This window comes from Pseudonocardia tropica (assembly GCF_040105315.1).
Taxonomy (GTDB): Bacteria; Actinomycetota; Actinomycetes; order Mycobacteriales; family Pseudonocardiaceae; genus Pseudonocardia; species Pseudonocardia alni.
The window spans coordinates 121,814-141,477 of record NZ_JBEDNP010000009.1; the positions used below are offsets into that span (position 1 = coordinate 121,814).

Here is a 19,664-nt window from a genome sequence, read left to right on the forward strand (position 1 = left end):
CGCGACCGGCCCGGCGCCCGTGGCCGGGCGGCGGCGCTGCGGCCGGGCGCATCGGCGACGTCGACGCGCCCGGTCAGGTTCCGGTCGAGCGCGTCGGCACCCGTCACCACGACCTCGGCAGCCCGAGCCCGCCGTAGACGGCCGCGACGGCGGCGACGGCCGCCCGCAGATCGCGTTCCCCGTCGGTCCCGGTGAGGGCGCGTGCTGGTGCACGCCTGCATCGGCGCGATCCGGTCGACGCTGTTCCTCCGCACCGGCCCGGACCAGCACCGGCTCGTGGGGCTGCTCGGCGGGCCGGCGCACGGCCTGCTCGGGGTCGACCCGGTCCGCCGGTGAGGACCCGTGGTGATCTCCCCGGCATCCGGTTGACAACAACCGGCTCCGCGGGTTCGGTGGGAACGTGACCGGCTTCCTGCTGACCCGACGCCGTCACGTCGACAATCTCGTCGTCGTGAGCCAGGCCTGTCGCTGATCGCGTCACCGCAGGTCCGTTTCCTCCTTCTTTCCTCTCTTTTCGGCGCCGTCGTGCGCCCGTCTGCCGTGCCCGGCACACCCCCGAGGAGTCTCCCGTGTCCGATGCTCTCGACACCACGCCCAACACCCGGATCCAGGAGCCGCTGAAGTTCGCGTACTGGGTCCCGAACGTCTCCGGCGGACTGGTCACCAGCACCATCGAACAGCGCACCGACTGGGGCTTCGAGTACAACAGGAAGCTGGCGCAGACCGCCGAGAACAACGGCTTCGAGTACGCGCTGTCCCAGATCCGCTACATGGCCAGTTACGGTGCCGACCACCAGCACGAGGCCACCGCGTTCTCCCTGGCCCTGGGCCTGGCCACCGAGCGGCTCAAGGTGATCGCCGCCGTCCACCCCGGCCTGTGGGAACCGTCGGTGCTGGCCAAGTGGGTCGCCACCGCCGACCACCTGACGAACGGCCGGCTCGCGGTCAACGTCGTCTCCGGCTGGCTGAAGGCCGAGTTCACCGCGATGGGCCAGCCGTGGCTCGAGCACGACGAGCGCTACCGTCGCAGCAACGAGTTCATCCGGGTGCTGCGCGAGATCTGGACCTCCGACGGCGGCGCCGAGTTCGCCGGCGACTTCTACCGGATCCGCGACTTCGACCTCAAGCCCCGCCCGGTCGACGTCCCCGGCCGTCCGCACCCGGAGATCTTCCAGGGCGGCAACTCCACCGCGGCCCGCTACAACGGCGGCACCGTGTCGGACTGGTACTTCTCGAACGGCAAGGACTACGACGGCTTCTCCGAGCAGGTCGAGGAGGTCCTCGGCCACGCGAAGACCGCCGAGCGCCTCCAGCCGGTCCGGTTCGGGCTCAACGGCTTCATGATCGCCCGCGACGGCGAGAAGGAGGCCAGGGACACCCTGCGCGAGATCATCGAGAAGGCCAACCGGCCGGCCGTCGAGGGCTTCCGCGACGCCGTCCAGCAGGCCGGCAACTCCACCGGCGACAAGCGCGGCATGTGGGCGGACTCGTCGTTCGAGGACCTCGTCCAGTACAACGACGGCTTCAGGACCCAGCTGATCGGTACCCCGGAGCAGATCGCCGACCGCGCGATCGAGTACAAGCGGCGCGGCGCGAACCTGCTGCTGCTCGGCTTCCTGCACTTCCAGGAGGAGGTCGAGTACTTCGGCGCGAAGGTGCTGCCGATCGTCCGGGAGAAGGAGGCCGAGCTGGCCGCCCGCGAGCCGCAGCTCACCACCGTCTGACCGACACCGTCCGCACGGGCCCGGCGACCGTCGTCGCCGGGCCCGTCCGCGTTCCCGGGGTCCGTCCTGACCGGACATCCCGCGCCGCGTCCCATTCCCGGGAACGTCTCGTTGACTCCGCCGTGATCTCCCCGAACACTGGGACCGTGCTGTTCACCGAGCTCACCCGTCGACGCCACGTCGACCTCTCGCGTGTGACCTCGTCGCTCTGTCGCTGACCGGCATCCCCGCGGAGCAGGCTCTCTGACCTGGGCCGCGGCCGGCGACCCGCTCGCCGGTGACCGCCCCGACAGTTCCCTCCCGTCCGGGCACACCGCTCTCCCGCCGATCCGGTGCGCATTCCCGCGCGTATCCGCCGAATCGTGCGCCACCGCGCCCGGACACCTTTCTCCGACGACGAGGAGACACGTCATGACCACGACCGAGAACCGTTCCGCGCCGACCACCGTCGAGTCGCTCGACTGGTCCGCCACCCCCACCGACGCCGCGGGCTGGCTGGCCCGGGCCCGCGACGTCCGCCGCGTCCTGGAGCGCGACGCCGCGGCCCGCGACCGGGCGGGCGCCACCCCGCACGACGAGGTCGCCCTGCTGAAGGACTCCGGCCTGGTCACCCTGCTCGGCCCGGTCGAGCACGGGGGCGGTGGGCAGGAGTGGCCGTTGGCCTACCGGGTGATCCGCGAGGTCGCCGCGGGCGACGGCTCCATCGGTCAGCTCCTCGGCTACCACCTCCTCTGGTTCTGGGCCGCCCGGCTGGTCGGGACGCCCGAGCAGATCGCGGCGGTCGAGGCCGACGCCACCCGGAACCGCTGGTTCTTCGGGGGCGCGGTCAACCCGCGCGACGCCGACCTGACCATCCGCGACGACGGCGACGAGCTCGTGTACTCCGGCCGCAAGTCCTTCTCCACCGGCAGCAGGGTCTCCGACGTCACCGTGCTGGAGGGTGTGATCGAGCAGACCGACACCCACGTCTTCGCGATCGTGCCGAGCCACCAGGAGGGCATCGTCTTCGGCGACGACTGGGACAACGTCGGCCAGCGCCTCACCGAGTCCGGCAGCGTCACGATCACCGACGTCCGGGTGCCGTGGGCGGCGGCCGCCGGGTTCACCGACAGGGTGTTCACGCCGCGGGTCTACAACACGCTCAACGTGCCGATCATCCAGCTCGTCTTCGTGTCGTTCTACCTCGGGATCGCCCGCGGGGCGCTCGAGACCGCGGCGCGCTTCACCCGCGAGCGGACCCGGCCGTGGCTCTACGGCGGTCACGAGCGCGCCGTCGACGAGCCCTACCAGCTCGACCTCTACGGCGACCTGCACGCCAAGCTGTGGGCGGTCGAGGCGCTGGCCGACGCCGTCGCGCAGGAGCAGCAGGTGATCCACCGCGACGCCGACGGCGTCACCGCCGAGCAGCGTGGCGAGCACGAGGTGCGGGTGGCCGCGGTGAAGGCGCGGGCGTCCGACGTCGCGCTGGAGATCACCTCGGGGATCTTCGAGGGCCTCGGGGCCCGCGCGACGACGACGGAGCTGGGCTTCGACCGGTTCTGGCGCAACGTCCGCACACACACCCTGCACGACCCGGTCGCCTACAAGCGGCGCGAGGTCGGGGCGTGGGTGCTGCGCGACGAGCTGCCCGAGCCGACCTGGTACACCTGATCCCGCCCGCGGTGCCCGCCCCGTCCGGTCGGGGCGGGGCGGGCACCGCGCCGGGACCGCGGCGGCGCGTCAGGTCAGGGCGGCGCGCAGCGACCCGGCGTGCTCGGCCGCCCAGGCCTCCACGGTGGTCCCCGGCCGCCCGGTGACCTGCTCGACCACACCGTTCGGGGCCGCCGCGCCGGCCCGCAGGAACTCCCCGAGGACGGTGTGGACGACGACGTCCGCCCGGTCGGCGCCCATCGACCCGGCCAGCGCGGCGGCCGCCTCGTCCGGGGTGACCTGCTCGAACCCGATCGGCACCCCGGTCGCCCCCGCGATCGCCGCGACCCACCGGCGACGGGTGACGGCCTCCGGGCCGGTGAGGGTGAGCGCGCGCCCGTGGTACTCCTCGCCCGCGGTCAGGGCGACGGCGGCGACCTCGGCGATGTCGGTCATCGCGGTCGGGGTGCTCGCCAGGTCCGGCCACGGCTCGCGGACCACCCCGTGCGCCGCGATCTGCGGCAGCCACATCCGGCAGTTCTCCACGAAGTCCGCGGGCCACAGGTGGGTCCACGGGACCGGCGCGGCCTCGACCGCGGTGACGACCGTCCCCCACCAGCTCTCCGGCTCCCCGGACAGGTCGACCACGTGCCCGACCCCGGCGGCCGCCGCCCGGTCGAGGACCTCGGCCACGGTGGGCACGTGCGGCGCGAGGTAGAGCGCGCGGACGCCGTCGAACACCCCGTCCAGCGACGCCGGCCGGTGCAGTGAACCGCGCACGACCTCGACGTCGCCGGGCAGGGCGGCCCGGACCGGGTCGACGGTCAGCGCGCGGACCGGCTCGTCGGTGCGCGCCAGCAGGTGGTCGACGACCATCCGGCCGATGTTGCCGGTCGCGCCCGTGACCAGAACCGTCATGTCCCCACCGTACGACGGCGCGGACCGCCCGACACGACACCGCCCGCCCCGGTCGCGCCGCGGCGGGCGGTGTCGTCCCGCGGCGCCGCGGTGTCGTCGCGCTCAGCCGACGGTCGTGCGGTCGCCCTCACCCGCGGGGGTGCGGTCGGTGCGGATCCGCGGGAGGAACCGGCCGGTCCGGGCGCGGTACTCGTCGTACTCGGCGCCCAGTGCGGTGCCCAGGCCGAGCTCGTAGACCGCGCGGGCCTGGATCTGCACCGCGACCAGGATCAGCACCCCGGCGAGCACGCCGAGCAGGGTCGGGGCCATGAACAGCATCCCGGCACACCCGACGATCAGGCCGGTCAGCGCGGGGTTGCGGACGCGGCGGTAGATCCCGCCGGTGGCGAGCACCGGGCGTCGTGCGGCGTCCGGGTCACCGGCCGCGGCCGCACCGGCCTCGGTGGCCGAGCGGCGCCACACCGTGCCGAGCTGCAGCATCGCGACCGCGACGACGGCGAAGCCGAGCAGCAGCAGCCCCGCTCCGACGACGGCGACCGCCGGCCGGGCCAGCACCGAGATCGGCTGGAGCACGTCGAGGGCCACCAGCAGCGGCGCCCCGAAGCCGAGCACCGCGGCCAGCACGAACAGCGTGCGGGCCCACCAGGCCGGGCTCCCCGGGGTCCGGGCGACGTCGAGCCTGCGCTCCCCGCGGGCGCGGTGCGCGCGACCGCGGAACCACAGCCCGGCGCCGACGGCGAGCGCCCCCAGCACCAGCGCGGCCCAGCCGAGCCCGTGGTGTCCGGCGACGTCGAACACGCGGCCCCAGGCGCCCTCGCCCCACACCTGCGGGACGGCCTCGTACAGCAGCCAGGCGCCGAACACGAAGAACATCGCCGCGGCGCCGACCGAGATGGCCCGCTCCGGGAGCCGCTTGCCGAGCTGGCGCCCGACGACGATGGCCAGCCCGTCCGCGGCGACCATGCCGACCGTGGACCCGGCCCAGATGCCGATCGACCCGGCGAGGGTGCCGTGCTGGGCGGCCAGGGTGATCGTCGCGAGCATCGTCTTGTCACCGAGCTCGGCGAGGAAGAACGCGACCGACGCGGCGACGACGGCGGACCCGCCGGCCCGCTTGGCCTTGGCCTCCTCGTCCTCGGAGAGGCTGTCGCCGCGCAGCGTCCAGGCGCCGAACGCCAGGAAGGCGACCGCGGCGACCAGCGCGATCCAGCCGGTCGGGATCGACGCGCCCAGGCCGTAGCCGACGGCGACCGACACGAGGTGGGTCACCGAGGTGGCGATGGTGATCCCGATCAGGACCGGGATCGCGTTGAAACGCGTGGCGAACGTGAGGGCCATGAGCTGCGACTTGTCGCCCAGCTCGGCCACGAAGATGACGCCGAAGCTGATCGCGAACGCGATCAGGAATCCGTCCATGTCCATCCCTCGATCTCGACCGGACCGAGGTTCGGGGTGCCCTCGATCCGGTGCATCCGGATCGAAGGTCTCGCTCGCCTGGTGGTGGTCAGGCCGCTGCACCCGGGTCGGCCGTCGGAGTACGAGGCGGACCAGTATGTCGAGCGCAGCGTTGGGAGCTACTCCCCTTCGCGTACGCCGGAGACGGTACCTCATCGATCCAGAGCGTCTCGACACCTGATGCGCATCCGGTGCTGTGACCGCCCTCTCAGCGCCGACCCCTCCGATGGCTTAGCGTCGCGAACGAGTCGTGTCACCGGTGACCGGGGAGGACCCCGTGCCCGAGGCCGTCGTCCGCGCCGCCGTCCGCACACCGATCGGGAAGCGGAAGGGGTCCCTGGCCGGGGTCCACCCGGTCGACCTGTCCGCCGCCGTGCTGAGCGCCCTGGCCGAGCGGACCGGGATCGACCCCGCCGTCGTCGACGACGTCGTGTGGGGCTGTGTGAACCAGGTCGGCGACCAGGCCGCGCAGATCGGCCGCTACGCGCTGCTCGCCGCGGGCTGGCCGGAGACGGTGCCCGGGGTGACGGTGAACCGCGCGTGCGGGTCGAGCCAGTCCTCGTTCGACTTCGCGGCCGGGATGGTGCTGGCCGGGCAGTACGACGTCGTCGTCGCCGGTGGGGTGGAGTCGATGACGAGCTCGCCGCCGCCGCGATCGACGCCGGTGTGTTCGACGACCAGCTCGTCGACGTGCCCGGCGCGCCCGGGTTCGCCGCCGACGAGGGCCTGCGCCGTGGCACCACCGCCGACACCCTGGCCGCGCTGACGCCGTCGTTCTCCGCGGACGGGGTGATCCACGCCGGGAACAGCTCGCAGATCTCCGACGGCGCGTCGGCGGTCCTCGTGACCACCCCGGAGCGGGCCCGCGAGCTCGGCCTGACCCCGATCGTGCGCCACCACTCCGGGGCCGTGTCCGGTGCGGACCCGCTGCGGATGCTGACCGGGCCCGTCCCGGCGACGCAGAAGGTGCTGAAGCGTTCCGGGCTGTCGATCGGTGACATCGGCGCGTTCGAGGTCAACGAGGCGTTCGCGCCGGTCCCGCTGGCCTGGCAGGCCGAGCTGGGCGCCGACGACGCCGTGCTCAACCCGCTCGGCGGGGCGATCGCCGTCGGGCACCCGCTGGGGGCCTCGGGCACCGTGCTGCTCACCCGCCTGGTGCACCACATGCGCGACCGCGGGATCCGCTACGGACTGCAGACCATGTGCGAGGGCGGCGGCACCGCCAACGCCACGATCGTGGAGCTGGTCGCCTGACCTGCTAGGTTCCGCCCGTGCTGTGGGTGGGGATCATCGCGCTGCTGGCCGGGGCCGCCTGCATCTGGGTCGCGGTCCGCACCCAGCGCCGGGTGCACGCGATGATGGCGGCCGAGACGCTGTCGGTGCCCGAGCTGCTCGACCTCGCGGGCGTCGCGGCGGAGCTCGCCGGGCGGCCGGGCACGTTCCGGAAGGTCTGCGAGGTCGTCGGACGGACCGCGCCCGCCCCGGTCGGGGTGCTGCGCTCCGAGCTCGCGGGCGTCGACTGCGTGTGGCACATGCACCGGGTCGAGCGCCGGTTCGAACGCCGGGAACGCGACGACGAGGGCCGCACCCGGACGCAGACCCACACCGAGACCGTGTCCGAGCGGACGTCCCCGCACGGCTGGGCGCTGCTGCGCGACGGTCACACCGTCGGCGTCGACCCGGGCGGGCGGCACCCGGACCCGGTGGAACGGGTGCTGGACCGGTTCGACCCGGCCGACGACCGGGGCCGTGGGGGGGACCGGACCGTCGGCTACCGCAACCAGGAGTGGGTGCTGCGCCCCGGCGTCGCGATGTACGTCCTCGGCGAGGTCGACGACCGCGACGGGCCTCTGGTGATCCGGCCGCCGCAGGACCCCGGCGGGACCTTCGTGCTGTCCACCCGCACCGAGGCGGAACTGACCGACTCCGACCGGCGCGCGCAGCGGCTGTGGGCACGCGGCGGTGCCGCCCTCGCGGTGCTGGGACTGGTGCTCACGGTGGTCGGCGCGATCTCCTGACCTGCCCGGACCGCCGGTGAGGACCCGCGTGCCGGGCACTCTCACCCGATGCCCGAGCGATTCCCAGCGCGGTCACAGGGTCGTCTCAGGGTCACGGCGCACAGTTGCCCCATGACCGAGAACGGGCCGGGAACGGGCGAGTCGTCCGACGGACGGACCTCCACCGGAGGCGGCGCCACCGACCCCGTCCGGCCCGCACGGCGTCACGAGGGGGCGGTCCCCGCCCACCCGGCCGGCGACGACGGCACCCGCGCACAGGAGGCGACCACCGTGACCGACACCGACCACCGGCAGCAGGGCGGCAGCCAGGGGGGCTCCCCGGGCGCGCAGACCCCCCCGCCGTGGGCGACGACGAGCAACCCCACGATCCCGGCCTACGGCGCGGGCAGCCCGCCCACCTCGGTGTACCCGCCGTTCCCGCAGCAGGGTCCGGCACCGAGGCCGCCGCGCCGGTTCGGTGCGGGCCTGGCCGCCGTCGCGCTGACTGCCGCCCTGGTCGGCGGTGCGGCCGGCGTCGGCGGCGCCTACCTGGTGCTCGACGGTTCCTCCACCCCGGCCACGCTGACCAGCGCCGCCGCCCCCGGCACCCCGGCCACCCCCGCCGACGGCTCGATCGCCGGCGCCGCGGCCGCGATCACCCCGAGCACGGTGGACATCCAGGTCCGCACCGCGCAGAGCGTCGCCGAGGGGTCCGGGGTCGTCCTGACCTCCGACGGCCAGATCCTCACCAACAACCACGTGGTCGCCAACGCCACCGACGGCGGCCGGATCACCGTGTCCACCGCCGACGGCAGGCAGTACACCGCGACCGTCGTCGGCACCTCCCCCAGCTACGACCTCGCCGTCATCAAGCTGCAGGGCGCCACGGACCTCAAGCCCGCCACCCTCGGGGAGTCCTCGAGCGTGCAGGTCGGCGAGCAGGTCGTCGCGAACGGCTCGCCGCAGGGCCTGTCCGGCACCGTCACCGCGGGCATCGTCTCGGCGCTGAACCGGACCGTCACCGCGGGCGGCGACGGCCAGGCCCCGGTCGTCTACAACGGCCTGCAGACCGACGCCCCCATCAACCAGGGCAACTCCGGCGGCCCGCTGGTCAACCTGGCCGGGCAGGTCGTCGGCATCAACTCCGCGATCGCCACCGCCGGGCAGAGCTCCGGCTCGATCGGGCTGGGCTTCGCGATCCCGGTCGACACCGCCAAGCGGGTCGCCCAGGAGCTGATGGACTCCGGCGTCGCGACCAAGCCGCAGCTCGGCGTGCAGGGCTCGGTGTCGGCCTCCGGCAGCGCCCCGGGTGAGACCGCGGGCGCCCAGATCACGACGGTGGAGCCGGACTCGCCGGCGGCCGCCGCGGGCATCACGGCGGGCGACGTCGTCACCAAGGTCAACGAGTACCCGGTGTCGAGCTTCGCGGACCTGATCGCCCGGGTCGGCAACTTCACCCCCGGCCAGCAGGTCACGCTGACCGTCGGCAGCGGGTCCGGTGCCCGCGAGGTGCCGGTGACGCTCGGCAGCGTGCGCGACACCGCCGCCGCGACCGCCCAGAACGGGGCGCGCACCGTGCCCGAGGGCGGCTCCACCGGCGAGCTGCCGTTCGGCATCGACCCCTTCGGCGGCGGCAACTGACCCGATCCCCGGGGCGACGCCACGCCCCGGGCATCCGCTCCGGCCGGGCGCGACATCCCCCCTCCCGTCGCGCCCGGCCGGTTCCGTGTGCACCGGTGGACGGGCGTGCCGCGCGCGTGCCGGGACGGCGGGGCTGCCGGGCTCAGCCGGTGGGGCGCCGGGTCCGTAGCCGGGTCCGCACCCGCCCGGCCAGCGCGGTGACCGCCGCGACGACGGCCACCAGCCCGACCGCGAGCAGCGCAGCCACCAGCGGGGAGTCGGTGAGGTTGCCGGTCAGCACCCCGAGCACGCCGTAGAGCAGCGTCCACAGCACCGCCCCGGCCGCGACCGCGGGCACCAGCTTCGCCCAGGCCATCCCGGAGACCGCGGCCGCGATCAGGGTCGGCACCCGCCCCGCGGGGGCGACCCGTCCGACCAGCACGACCAGCCAGCCGCGCTCGGCGAACGCGCCGCGCATCCGTTCGATCCGGACCGCGGTGCGCTCACCGCCGAGCCGCCCGCCCGCGACCGCGGCGCGGACCGGGTCACCGGCCAGCCGGGCGACGGCGAAGGTGATGACGTCACCGAGCAGGGCCGCGGCGAAGGACAGCAGCAGCACCACCGGCAGCGACAGTGCGGAGCTGGTCATCGCCGTCGCGGCGGCGGCGCCGACGATCGCACCGGTCGGCACGACCGGCACCACCGAGCCGAGCAGCACTCCCCCGGCGACGACGAGGTAGGCGATCCGCCCGGCGTCCGGGCTGAGCTCGGCGTCGAGCCACTCCTGCGCGGACGCGGCCAGCAGGTGCGGCGCGCTCACGCCGGCGTTCCGACGGCGGCACCGGGCGGGAGCACGAGGGTGCGGGTGGGCAGCCCGGCCGCGGCGACGGCGTCGGCGAAGTCGTGGGGCGGGCGCACGAGCAGCTCCCGCATCCGGGACCCGGTCCGGCCCGGGACCGAGCACAGCCCGGCGACGGCGAGGGTGCCCCAGTGCACCGGCAGCGCGACGGCCGGTGCGAGCCGCCGGACGGCCTCGGCGGCACCGGCCGGGTCGAGGTGGCCGGGGCCGAGGTTCGGGCCCCAGCCCCACACCGGCAGCGCGGCGAGGTCGATCGGGCCCCGGGCGGCGACGTCGTCGAGCCCGGGGAACAGGCCGGTGTCCCCGGCGACGTAGACGCGCAGCCCGTCGCCCTCCAGCAGGTGCCCCATCGCGTCGGCCTGCGGGCCGTGGGTGAACCGGGGCCCCCACCGGTGCCCGGAGTGGTCGGCCGGTGTGCCGGTGACGCGCAGCCCGTCGAAGACCCGGGTCTGCCCGACGGCGAGCTCGGAGACCCGGGCGACCCCGCGGCGGCGGAGCCAGTCGCCGGCGCCCGCGGGCACCACGACCTCCACCGCGCGCGGCAGCCGGCGCAGCGAGGCGAGGTGCAGGTGGTCGGCGTGCAGGTGGGAGATCAGGACGAGGTCGGCCCCGGCGGGCCCCCGCGGGTCGACGGCCGGCGCGGCACGGCGCAGCGGCCCGACCGAGCGCCCCAGCACGGGGTCGGTCAGGACGGTGCGCCCGCCGATCCGCAGCCGCAGGGTGCTGTGGCCGAGGAAGGTCGTCTCCGGCAGGTCCACACCGGCGAGTATCCCCTCAGGCGTTGCCGAGGACCCGGTCGACCGCGATCTGCAGCACCACCCGCTGGGGGTTCTCCCGGGGCTGCTTGTACTCGGCGGCGTAGCGGCGCTCGGCGTCGGCGACGACGTCGGGCTCGTCCCGCACGACGGCGCGGCCCTCCAGCGTGGACCAGGTGCGCCCGTCGACGACGGTGACGCTGACCCGGGCCCCGTCCGGCCCGGCCGCGGCGACGTTGCGCGCCTTCTGCGACCCACCGCTGCAGATCACCCGGGCGATGCGCTCGGCCACGTCGACGGTCACCCCCACCGGAACCGCGTGCGGGGTGCCGTCGCGGCGCGGGGTCACCAGGACGCACGGGCGGCGCTGGGACCAGAACTCGACGAACGCGTCGGAGACGGCGTCGTCGAGGGACCGGCGGCGGCGCCGGGGCGGTTCGGGGGTCGTCGTCACGGTCGCCATCCTGGACGTCGCACCGGGCCCCGCGCGCCGCGGCACGCCGAGGCCCCGGTCACTCCGGGCGACGCCACCCGCCCCGGTGATCCCCGTACGGGCGACTTCCCTGGCCCTGTCGACCGGGTGTCGCTTCACTCTCCGCCATCGGACAGGGCGTCACGTTCGCCCCACCGGTCACCAGGATCACGTTCGTCACAGGGAGTGGATCATGACCGCACGTTCGCTCGTCCGCCGCACCGGCGCCCTCGCCGCGTCCCTCACCCTCGCCGCGCTCGCCGGGGTCCCGCTGGCCGGGTCGGCGTCGGCCGCGGAACCGGCCGTCACCCCGGTGGCGAGCCCCGTCTCGGCCGCCGTCGCCACCGCGGGCCCGGTCGTCACGGCCCCGGCCCAGGAGGACACCGAGGAGCCGCCGGCCGAGGAGCCCGCGGACGACGCGACGCCGGCCGACGAGGACCCGGACGCCACCGCCCCGGACCCGACCGCACCCGAGGAGACGGCGCCCGAGGAGACGGCGCCCGAGGAGACCGCCGCGGCCCCCGAGGCGACCACCCCCGCGGCCGGCGCCCCCGCCGCCGGAGCTCCCGCCGCCGGGCGCGGCAGCGACCTGGACTGCGTCGACCTCTCCCGTGGTCAGGCCCAGGCCGTGCTCGCCGCCGACCCGTCGGACCCGAACAACCTGGACCGCGACGACGACGGCCGGGCATGCGAGGGCTCGGACCTCGTCGCGGCCGCCGGTACCGGGCAGGTGCGGGCCGTCCCGGGCGGCGGCGTCGAGGCCGGTGACGGCTCCGGCGGCGCCGGGGTCGACCCGACGGTGTTCCTGCTGGTGGGGACGGGCGCGATCCTCGCCGCCGGGGCGGGCGTCGTGGTGGGGAACGGGCGTCGCACCGGCCGCGCCGCACTCCCCCTGACCACCCGCCACTCGTGACCCCCGCCCCCGCACCCGCGCACCCGTGGGGACACCGGACGCGCACCGGTCCGGAGAACGCGCTCCCGATCGGGGACGCGTCCTCCGACCCCGCGCGCGTCCGGGATCCGCGGGGGCCGCTCGGGCCACGTGGGTCGCGCGGGCCCCGTGCGGTGCGACGGGTGTGGTGGGGGGTGCTCGTCGTGCTGGCCCTGGCCGTCCCGCTCGGGGCGCCGCCGGTGGCGCTCGGCGGGGCGGTGCCGCCGCTGCCCACCACCACGCTCCGTCCGGCGGCGGCCCCGCTGCCGCCGTCGGAGCCGGTGCGGGTGCGGGCGCCCTCGATCGGGCTCGACAGCGGGCTCGTCCCGCTCGGACTGACCGGGCGCGGAACCCTCGAGGTGCCGCCCGACGGCGCCGACACCGGCTGGTACACCGGCGCCCCCACCCCGGGCGCCCGGGGACCGGCGGTGCTCGCGGCGCACGTCGACTGGGACCACGAGCCGGGCCCGTTCCACCGGCTGCACGCACTGGCCCCCGGTGACCTGGTGTCGGTCGACCGCGCCGACGCCACCACCGCGACCTTCGAGGTCCAGGCCGTGCGCCGCTACGCCAAGGACCGCTTCCCCACCGCGGCCGTCTACGGCGACCTGCCCGGCGCGGGCCTGCGGATGATCACCTGCGGCGGGACGTTCGACCGGGGTGTGCGCAGCTACACCGACAACGTCGTGGTGCTCGCCTCGCTGGTCGACCCGGGCCGCGGACCGGTGTAGACGCCGGTCGGCCGGAACCGCGGACCGGGCTCGGCGTACTCCTCCCGGGCGTGCGCCACCCAGCCGACCGTCCGGGCGCAGGCGAACAGCAGCTCGCCGGCGTCGGGGCGCAGGTCGTGGGCGTGCATCAGCGCGGCGAGCGCCAGGTCGACGTTCGCGGCGGGGCCGTCGCCACCGCGGTCCATCCCCGCGACGACGGCGTCGACGCAGGCCACGACGCGGTCCGCGGCCGGGTCGGCGCGCAGCCGGTCGAGCAGGACCGTGGCCCGCGGGTCGGTGCCCCGGTAGACCGAGTGCCCGAAGCCCGGGACCCGCTCGCCGGCCCGCAGCCGCTGGGCGAGCGCGCCGGGCGGATCGTCCAGCGCGTCGGCGAGGAAGCGGTACGCGAGCCCGCTGACCAGACCGTGCCGGGGCCCGTCGAGGGCGCCGAGCCCGGCCGAGACGACGGCGTGCACGTCGGCCAGGGTGCTCGCGGCGACCCGGGCGGCGACCGTCGACGACGCCAGGCCGTGGTCGGCGAGCAGGACCAGCGCGGCGCGGACGTGTCCGGCCGTCGCCGGCGCGGGTACCCGGTCCGGCTCACGGACCAGTGCCGGCAGCAGCCGCTCCGCCAGGTCGGCCCGGTCGGACCCCGCGAGCACCGGCTCCGCCCCGGGGCCCGACTCCTCGCCGGGCCCCGCCCCCACGGCGCCCCGTGGCTCGCCCGCGGCGCCCGGGTCCCCGGCGAGCGCGGTCACGACCGTCCCCAGCAGCGACGACGCCGTCGCCACCACCGCGCCCGGCCGCGCGTCGGCGCGCAGCGGGTCGGCCGCGGCCACCGCGGCGACGGCGAGCCGGAACCGGTCGGTCGCCCGGGCCCCGGCGGGGGCGGCGGCGAGCACGGCGCGCGCCGGGGCGAGCAGGTCCGGGTCGGCGTCGAACGGCACGCGGCCCGGGACCTCCCACAGCAGGGCCGCGACGTGCTCGAGGTCCGAGGACCCCGCGAGCGCGGGCACCGCCACCCCGCGGAACCACGGCCCGCCGTCGGCGACGAGTGTGATCCGCGTCCTGATGCGCTCGACCGTCCCGGACGGCTCGCCCGACTCACGGCCGCGCGCGGCCAGGGCCTCCACCTCGTCCTGGGCGAACCGGCTCCCCCGCCGCTGCGCGCCGCGCACGCTGGTCAGCAGCCCGCGGCTGGCGTAGGCGTAGACGGTCTCCCGCTTCACACCGAGGCGTTCCGCGGTCTCGGCGGCGGTCAGGTACTCCACGACGTGCACCGTATCAACATTGACTGGATCAATATTGACAATGGTTCCCGACGGGCGGACGGTCCGGTCATGACCAGCACCGACAGCATCGGCGCCGCCGTCCCGCAGGTCCCACCGGGCCTGCGCGGCGTCGCCGTCACCAGCACCCGCATCGGGGACGTCCGCGGCGACGAGGGCTTCTACCACTACAGCCGGTACTCCGCGGTCGACCTCGCGCGCACCCGCACCTTCGACGACGTGTGGTTCCTGTTCGTCCACGGCCGCCTCCCGGACGCGGACGGGGCCGCGGAGTTCGCCGCCACCACCGCCCGGCGCCGGGCCCTGCCCGCCGCCGTCGCCGCGCAGCTGCCCGCGATCGCCGACGCCTGCGGGCCCGACCTGCTCGCCGGGCTGCGCACCGCGCTGTCGCTGCTCGGCCCGCAGCACGGGATGCGCCCGCTCTGGGACGACCCGGCGGCGGGAGCCCGCGACGCCGCGACCGTCTGCGCCGCGACTCCGACCGTCCTCGCCGCGCTGCACCGGCTGCGCCACGGCCTCGACCCGGTCGCGCCGCGCACCGACCTGTCCTCCGCAGCGAACTGGCTGTGGATGCTGGACGGGGCCGAGCCCGCGCCGGCGCACGTCCGCGCGCTCGACGCCTACCTCGTCGCGACGGTGGACCACGGCTTCAACGCCTCCACCTTCACCGCCAGGGTGGTCGCCTCCACCGGCGCCGACGTCGCGTCCTGCGTGGTCGCCGCGCTCGGGGCGTTCGCCGGGCCGCTGCACGGCGGCGCCCCCGACCGGGCGCTGGAGAGCCTCGACGCGATCGACCGCGACGCCGACGGCTCGCCGGAGCGCTGGGTGGCCGACCGGCTCGCCGCGGGGATGCGGATCATGGGGTTCGGCCACGCCGTCTACCGCGGGCCGGACCCGCGCTCGGCGCTGCTGCGCGAGGTCGCCGCGGAGCTGGGCGGGCCGCTGCCCGCGCGTGCCGCCGACGTCGAACGGCGGGTGGCCGCCACCCTCGCGGAGCTGCGCCCGGACCACCCGCTGTTCGCGAACGTCGAGTTCCACGCGGGCGTCGTGATGGAGGGCTGCGGGATCCCCCGCAGCATGTTCACCCCGACGTTCGCGGTCAGCCGGGTCGTCGGCTGGTGCGCGCACGTGCTGGAGCAGGCCGCGCAGCGACGGCTGATCCGGCCCTCGGCGGTCTACGACGGCCCGCCGCCGCCCGAGCCGGTCCCCTCGCGCGGGGGATGACCCGGGTTGCCGGACGGGTGACCGGCGTGCTCATCTGATGGGTGACTCCCGCTTGCGCGGGGCTCACCCGTCGGCACGATCTGTCACCCACCACGGAGGTCGAGTGTTCCGGGCACGCCGTCCGCACCAGCAGCCCGGGAGCACCCACCCCGAGGGAACCGCACCGGCGCCACCGCGCCCCGGCGTCGCGATCGCCGTCCTGGCCTCCTGCGGGCTGCTCGTCTCGCTGGTCCAGACCATGGTCGTCCCGCTGCTGCCGCGGTTCCCGGAGCTGCTCGACGTCAGCGGGTCGACGGCGTCGTGGCTGATCACCGCCAACCTGGTCGCCGGCGCGGTGTCGGCGCCGGTACTGGGGCGGCTCGGCGACATGTTCGGCAAGCGGCGGATGCTGCTCGTCGCGCTCGGCCTGGTCGGGGTGGGGTCGCTGCTGGGCGCGCTGGCGCCCGGGATCGGGCTGCTGCTCCTCGCCCGGGTGCTGCAGGGCGCCGCGTTCGGGGTGATCGCGCTCGGGATGAGCCTGATGCGCGACGTCCTGCCCGCCGACCGGGTCGGGTCCGGGGTCGGACTGATGTCGTCCTCGCTCGGGTTCGGCGGGGCCATCGGGCTGCCGATCACCGGCGTCGTCGCCCAGTTCGCGAGCTGGCGCTGGCTGTTCGCCGGGGCCGCGGTGCTCGGCGTCGTGCAGATCCTGCTGGTCCGCCGGCTGGTGACCGAGTCACGGCTGCGCACCGGCGGCCGGTTCGACGTGCCCGGGGCGCTCGGCGTCGGCGGGGCGCTGGTGTGCCTGCTGCTGGCGATCTCCAAGGGCAACGACTGGGGCTGGGCCTCCCCGACCGTGCTCGGCCTGTTCGCCGGCACCGTGGTGCTGGTGGCCGCGACCGTCCGGTACGAGCTGCGCGTCCCCGCGCCGCTGGTGGACCTGCGGGTCTCGGCACGGCCCGCGGTGCTGCTGACCAACCTGGCCTCGGTGCTGGTGGGCTTCGCGATGTTCGCCGGCTTCGTGCTCGCCACGCAGATCCTCCAGGCGCCGGCCGCGACCGGCTACGGGTTCGGGCTCTCGCTCGTCGTCGCCGGGCTGGTGCTGCTGCCGATGGGCGGGTCGATGGTGGTGTTCTCCTCGGCCTCGGCGCGGCTGTCGCGGCTGCGCGGCCCGCGCACCACGCTGGTGGTCGGCACGCTCCTGCTGGGGGCGGGCAACTTCGCCTTCGCCGCGATGCCCTCGACGGTGCCGCTGCTGATGACCGCCTCCACCGTGGCCGCGGTCGGTGCCGCGCTCGCCTACTCGGCGATCCCGCTGACGATCATGCGGGCGGTGCCGGAGTCCGAGACCGCCGCGGCGAACAGCCTCAACACCCTGGCCCGCCAGCTCGGCACGAGTTCGTGCACCGCGGTCGTCGCCGCCGTGACCGCGACCTACGTGCTCGGCGAGGGCGGACCCCCCTCGGCGACGGCGTACACGATCTCCTTCGTCGCGGCGGGCGCCGCCGGGCTGCTCGCCACGGTGCTGGTGCTGCTCACGCCCACTCCGGCGGCGGGGACCGTCGGGACCCCGGCCCCTGCCACCGCCCACGGCTGAGCACCGGACGACCCGGGAACGGGACCCCGGAAACGCGACCGCATTCCGCCGACGCATTCCTCCCCGGGTGCCGTTCCGGCGGTCCCGCGCGCCCGCCGCGCCCCCGCGGACGACCGTCCACATCGGAGGCACGACGCCACCCTCCCCCCGTTCGGACGACGGCGCACCCCACCAGGTGCAGGTGGCGACCACCGCACGGGCTGTGACGCCGACGACCACACTCCCGCCTGCATGTGCACCCGTCGGGGCCGACCGGTCGTACCCGGTGATCATTCCACTGTGGACGGACCCTGCCCGCCAGCCTGCGGATCTGCCGAACTCCTTTGGGGAACCGACGAGTAGAACCGACCGGTAACATTCTCGCCGGTAACAGTCCGAGTTGACCTACCATCCGTGAGAGCGCACACTCGGCGGCTGGATCACATTCCGATCGTGACTGTTCATCGATAGCGTTGCAGCCACCGCAACCGATCCGATCGACCAGGCCGCACCGCGTCCCGCCTGGCGATTCCGCCGGTCGACGCCGCTGCTGGAGGTCGTCACATGAAACCGTTCGTGGTCAACAACCACGACCGACTGGTCTTTCCCGCCAATTTTCTCGGAGAACTCGACTTCTCCGTCATCGACGAAATGGAGCAGTTCACCGCCATCGTCGGTCGCGATTTCGAGGCAAAGGCGCCCACCGGCACCGACATCCTCGAGCGGGTCACCAGCGGCGCCTACGAGAGCCGCTTCGCGCTGCTGCGCGACATGAGCCAGAACCTGTTCTGGGTCAACCGGTACACGCTCACCATGTTCGAGAAGCGTCCGACCCGCTGGCGTGACCTGCCCCGCCACCGCAACGACGTCTTCCTCCCGCTGCTCACCCCGTGGCGCGACGGCGACAAGAAGGTGCGGGCCGTCGCCGACGCCTTCGCCGCGCTCCCCAGCACCTGGGACGAGGAGACCGAGCGCCGCATCTTCGACCTCCTCTTCGACGTCTACGGCAACCGTCGCCACCACGCGACCGAGCTGCCGGCCGTCAAGCCGACCGTCGAGCAGTTCCTCACCACGCCGGGGGCGCAGACCTTCGTCGTGCCGCGGCACGACCCGGACTACCCGGTCTTCTCCTTCAACGAGATCCTCGACGCCCACGCCGAGCGTCCCGAGCTCGAGGCCCTGACCCGCTGGGCCATGGTGCTGCACAACCAGTACCCCTGGGACCGTGCCGCCACCGAGCTGCGCACCGCCGACGAGATCGGCGACGACGAGTACGTCATCGCCTTCCACCCGCGCAACCGCGACGTCGAGCAGTTCCTGGACCGCGCCACCGGCACCCGCCCGGCGCGCCGTGGCCGGCTCTCCACCCAGTCCGACCCGGTCGAGCCCGCCACCCCGCTGCCCCCGATCCGGGTCCGCGAGGTGTTCGCGGTGCAGCCGAAGGTCGAGGCGCTCGCCGTCGTCCGGGGCGAGCACGTCTGCTCCAACGACGACGTCGTCCGCAACTCCGCGTTCTCCTGGTCGCCGATGAGCGCCGACGAGATCTCCGCCAAGACCGGTATCGACCAGCGCCGCTACACCGAGCTGGACATCGAGGACCTGGCCTGGGCCGCCGCGGTCCGCGCGCTGGAGCACTCCGGCCGCGACCGCTCCGAGATCGGCGCCGTGCTCGTCGCCACCTGCACCAGCGAGCGGCTCATCCCGTCGCTGTCCACGTGGCTGTCCGGGCGGCTCGGCCTGCTCCAGACCCACTGCTCGGCCGACATCGTCGCCGCCTGCGCCGGGCTGCCCTACGGCCTGTCCGAGGCCGTGCGCCAGCTGCAGGAGGTGAACCGGCCGGTCCTGCTGGTCTGCGTCGAGAAGTTCTCCGACAAGATCGGCAACGTCCGCACCTCTCGGATGATCTTCGGTGACGGCGCGGCCGCGATGGTCGTCGCCCCGGCCGCCGAGGGCGAGCGCGGCGACATCGACCTGCTGCAGACCTACGCGTCGGGCCCGGACACCCAGGTGAACTCGATCATCTGGCCGAACCCGGAGTTCGACAACGACATCACCGTCTACGGCCCCGAGGTCAAGGCGCTCGTCGCCCGCTACCTGACGCAGATGATCGGCGAGCTCACCGAGCAGCCCGGACCCGAGGGCGAGGGCTCGATGCTCGACGCCGTCGACCTGATCGTCCCGCACCAGGCCAACAAGACGATGATCCTGCAGCTCGCGGGTGAGGCGGGACTCTCGGCCGACCAGCTGTACTTCAACATCGAGTCGATGGGCAACGTCTCGGCGGCGTCCATCCCGATCGCGCTGTTCGACTCGGTGGCCGACGGCGTCGTGTCCGGCCGGACCCGGGTCTTCGCGCCCGGCTTCGGGGCAGGCGCGGTGGGCGGCTACGCGGTGCTCGAGGTCGACCCGGCCGTGATGGCACCGGAGGTCCACCTGGACCCGACCACCGCGACGGTGGCCGAACCGGTGGCCGCACCGACCTCGGACGACGTCCGCATCGCCTTCGGAGAGTAGCCACGAGCGGGT

General features: G+C 75.0%; 17 protein-coding genes and 1 pseudogene. 12 read left to right on the forward strand and 6 right to left on the reverse strand.

Annotated features, from left to right (window positions below; all coding sequences use genetic code 11):
* Positions 1-201 precede the first annotated feature (201 nt).
* From WHI96_RS16470 to WHI96_RS16480, 4 genes are all read left to right on the forward strand, one after another.
* The gene (locus tag WHI96_RS16470; protein WP_345646174.1) at positions 202-336 is read left to right on the forward strand and encodes a hypothetical protein; all 135 of its coding nucleotides are present in this window, start codon (positions 202-204) and stop codon (positions 334-336) included.
* Between the two features lie 269 nt (positions 337-605).
* On the forward strand, positions 606-1,724 hold the full coding sequence (gene sfnG / locus WHI96_RS16475) for a dimethylsulfone monooxygenase SfnG (RefSeq protein WP_345646468.1): 1,119 nt from the start codon (positions 606-608) through the stop codon (positions 1,722-1,724).
* 146 nt (positions 1,725-1,870) lie between these two features.
* Positions 1,871-1,942, forward strand: coding sequence for a putative leader peptide (locus WHI96_RS27875; RefSeq protein WP_350590274.1), 72 nt, complete (start codon positions 1,871-1,873; stop codon positions 1,940-1,942).
* Between the two features lie 193 nt (positions 1,943-2,135).
* Complete coding sequence (locus WHI96_RS16480) at positions 2,136-3,374, forward strand: acyl-CoA dehydrogenase family protein (RefSeq protein WP_345646171.1); 1,239 nt, start codon at positions 2,136-2,138, stop codon at positions 3,372-3,374.
* A 69-nt stretch (positions 3,375-3,443) separates the two neighbouring features.
* On the opposite strand, the gene WHI96_RS16485 is transcribed toward WHI96_RS16480, so the two are convergent.
* Together WHI96_RS16485 and WHI96_RS16490 are read right to left on the reverse strand one after the other, a co-directional pair.
* A complete protein-coding gene (locus WHI96_RS16485) occupies positions 3,444-4,271 on the reverse strand; it encodes an SDR family oxidoreductase (protein ID WP_345646168.1) in 828 nt (275 codons plus the stop codon).
* Positions 4,272-4,373: 102 nt separating this feature from the next.
* On the reverse strand, positions 4,374-5,687 hold the full coding sequence (locus WHI96_RS16490; protein WP_345646165.1) for a TMEM165/GDT1 family protein: 1,314 nt from the start codon (positions 5,685-5,687) through the stop codon (positions 4,374-4,376).
* Positions 5,688-6,003: 316 nt separating this feature from the next.
* Here WHI96_RS16490 and WHI96_RS16495 point away from each other — a divergent pair.
* The 3 genes and pseudogenes from WHI96_RS16495 (at position 6,004) to WHI96_RS16505 (ending at position 9,364) form a co-directional block, all read left to right on the forward strand.
* A pseudogene (locus tag WHI96_RS16495) lies at positions 6,004-6,980 on the forward strand (thiolase family protein).
* A gap of 17 nt (positions 6,981-6,997) precedes the next feature.
* Positions 6,998-7,744: a GIDE domain-containing protein gene (locus WHI96_RS16500; RefSeq protein ID WP_345646162.1), complete on the forward strand. Its 747-nt coding sequence runs from the start codon at positions 6,998-7,000 to the stop codon at positions 7,742-7,744.
* Positions 7,745-7,855: 111 nt separating this feature from the next.
* Positions 7,856-9,364 carry a S1C family serine protease gene (locus tag WHI96_RS16505; protein ID WP_345646159.1) on the forward strand — a complete coding sequence of 503 codons (1,509 nt, stop codon included), beginning with the start codon at positions 7,856-7,858 and terminating at the stop codon, positions 9,362-9,364.
* 142 nt (positions 9,365-9,506) lie between these two features.
* Here WHI96_RS16505 and WHI96_RS16510 read toward each other — a convergent pair whose 3' ends face one another.
* From WHI96_RS16510 to WHI96_RS16520, 3 genes are read right to left on the reverse strand one after another with little or no spacing between them, the layout of a single operon-like run.
* A complete protein-coding gene (locus WHI96_RS16510) occupies positions 9,507-10,163 on the reverse strand; it encodes a DedA family protein (RefSeq protein ID WP_345646157.1) in 657 nt (218 codons plus the stop codon).
* Positions 10,160-10,960 carry an MBL fold metallo-hydrolase gene (locus WHI96_RS16515; RefSeq protein WP_345646154.1) on the reverse strand — a complete coding sequence of 267 codons (801 nt, stop codon included), beginning with the start codon at positions 10,958-10,960 and terminating at the stop codon, positions 10,160-10,162. Before WHI96_RS16515 ends, WHI96_RS16510 begins: the two co-directional genes overlap by 4 nt.
* A gap of 16 nt (positions 10,961-10,976) precedes the next feature.
* The gene (locus WHI96_RS16520) at positions 10,977-11,411 is read right to left on the reverse strand and encodes a TIGR03618 family F420-dependent PPOX class oxidoreductase (protein ID WP_345646151.1); all 435 of its coding nucleotides are present in this window, start codon (positions 11,409-11,411) and stop codon (positions 10,977-10,979) included.
* Between the two features lie 211 nt (positions 11,412-11,622).
* Here WHI96_RS16520 and WHI96_RS16525 point away from each other — a divergent pair, with 211 nt between their 5' ends.
* Positions 11,623-12,342 (forward strand): hypothetical protein, encoded by a 720-nt coding sequence (locus WHI96_RS16525; protein WP_345646148.1) that lies wholly within the window; start codon positions 11,623-11,625, stop codon positions 12,340-12,342.
* Positions 12,343-12,503: 161 nt separating this feature from the next.
* Positions 12,504-13,091, forward strand: a complete 588-nt coding sequence (locus WHI96_RS16530) for a class F sortase (RefSeq protein ID WP_345646145.1) — start codon at positions 12,504-12,506, stop codon at positions 13,089-13,091.
* On the opposite strand, the gene WHI96_RS16535 is transcribed toward WHI96_RS16530, so the two are convergent.
* Positions 13,031-14,341 (reverse strand): citrate synthase, encoded by a 1,311-nt coding sequence (locus WHI96_RS16535; RefSeq protein WP_345646142.1) that lies wholly within the window; start codon positions 14,339-14,341, stop codon positions 13,031-13,033. The two genes, WHI96_RS16530 and WHI96_RS16535, sit on opposite strands and share 61 nt — an antisense overlap.
* A gap of 69 nt (positions 14,342-14,410) precedes the next feature.
* Between WHI96_RS16535 and WHI96_RS16540 the strand changes: the two genes are divergently transcribed.
* The 3 genes from WHI96_RS16540 to WHI96_RS16550 all read left to right on the forward strand — a co-directional run bounded on the left by WHI96_RS16540 (position 14,411) and on the right by WHI96_RS16550 (position 19,652).
* A complete protein-coding gene (locus WHI96_RS16540) occupies positions 14,411-15,583 on the forward strand; it encodes a citrate/2-methylcitrate synthase (protein WP_345646140.1) in 1,173 nt (390 codons plus the stop codon).
* 103 nt (positions 15,584-15,686) lie between these two features.
* Positions 15,687-17,159 carry an MFS transporter gene (locus WHI96_RS16545; protein ID WP_345646137.1) on the forward strand — a complete coding sequence of 491 codons (1,473 nt, stop codon included), beginning with the start codon at positions 15,687-15,689 and terminating at the stop codon, positions 17,157-17,159.
* Between the two features lie 543 nt (positions 17,160-17,702).
* Positions 17,703-19,652 (forward strand): 3-oxoacyl-[acyl-carrier-protein] synthase III C-terminal domain-containing protein, encoded by a 1,950-nt coding sequence (locus WHI96_RS16550; RefSeq protein ID WP_345646135.1) that lies wholly within the window; start codon positions 17,703-17,705, stop codon positions 19,650-19,652.
* The last annotated feature ends 12 nt before the right edge of the window (positions 19,653-19,664 follow it).

Bases quoted from the DNA above. Each gene is read 5' to 3' on its own strand.
- WHI96_RS16505 (WP_345646159.1), top strand. From the start codon at position 7,856: ATGACCGAGAACGGGCCGGGAACGGGCGAGTCGTCCGACGGACGGACC.
- WHI96_RS16540 (WP_345646140.1), top strand. From the start codon at position 14,411: ATGACCAGCACCGACAGCATCGGCGCCGCCGTCCCGCAGGTCCCACCG.
- WHI96_RS16525 (WP_345646148.1), top strand. From the start codon at position 11,623: ATGACCGCACGTTCGCTCGTCCGCCGCACCGGCGCCCTCGCCGCGTCC.
- WHI96_RS16490 (WP_345646165.1), bottom strand. From the start codon at position 5,687: ATGGACGGATTCCTGATCGCGTTCGCGATCAGCTTCGGCGTCATCTTC.
- WHI96_RS16485 (WP_345646168.1), bottom strand. From the start codon at position 4,271: ATGACGGTTCTGGTCACGGGCGCGACCGGCAACATCGGCCGGATGGTC.
- WHI96_RS16550 (WP_345646135.1), top strand. From the start codon at position 17,703: ATGAAACCGTTCGTGGTCAACAACCACGACCGACTGGTCTTTCCCGCC.
- WHI96_RS16480 (WP_345646171.1), top strand. From the start codon at position 2,136: ATGACCACGACCGAGAACCGTTCCGCGCCGACCACCGTCGAGTCGCTC.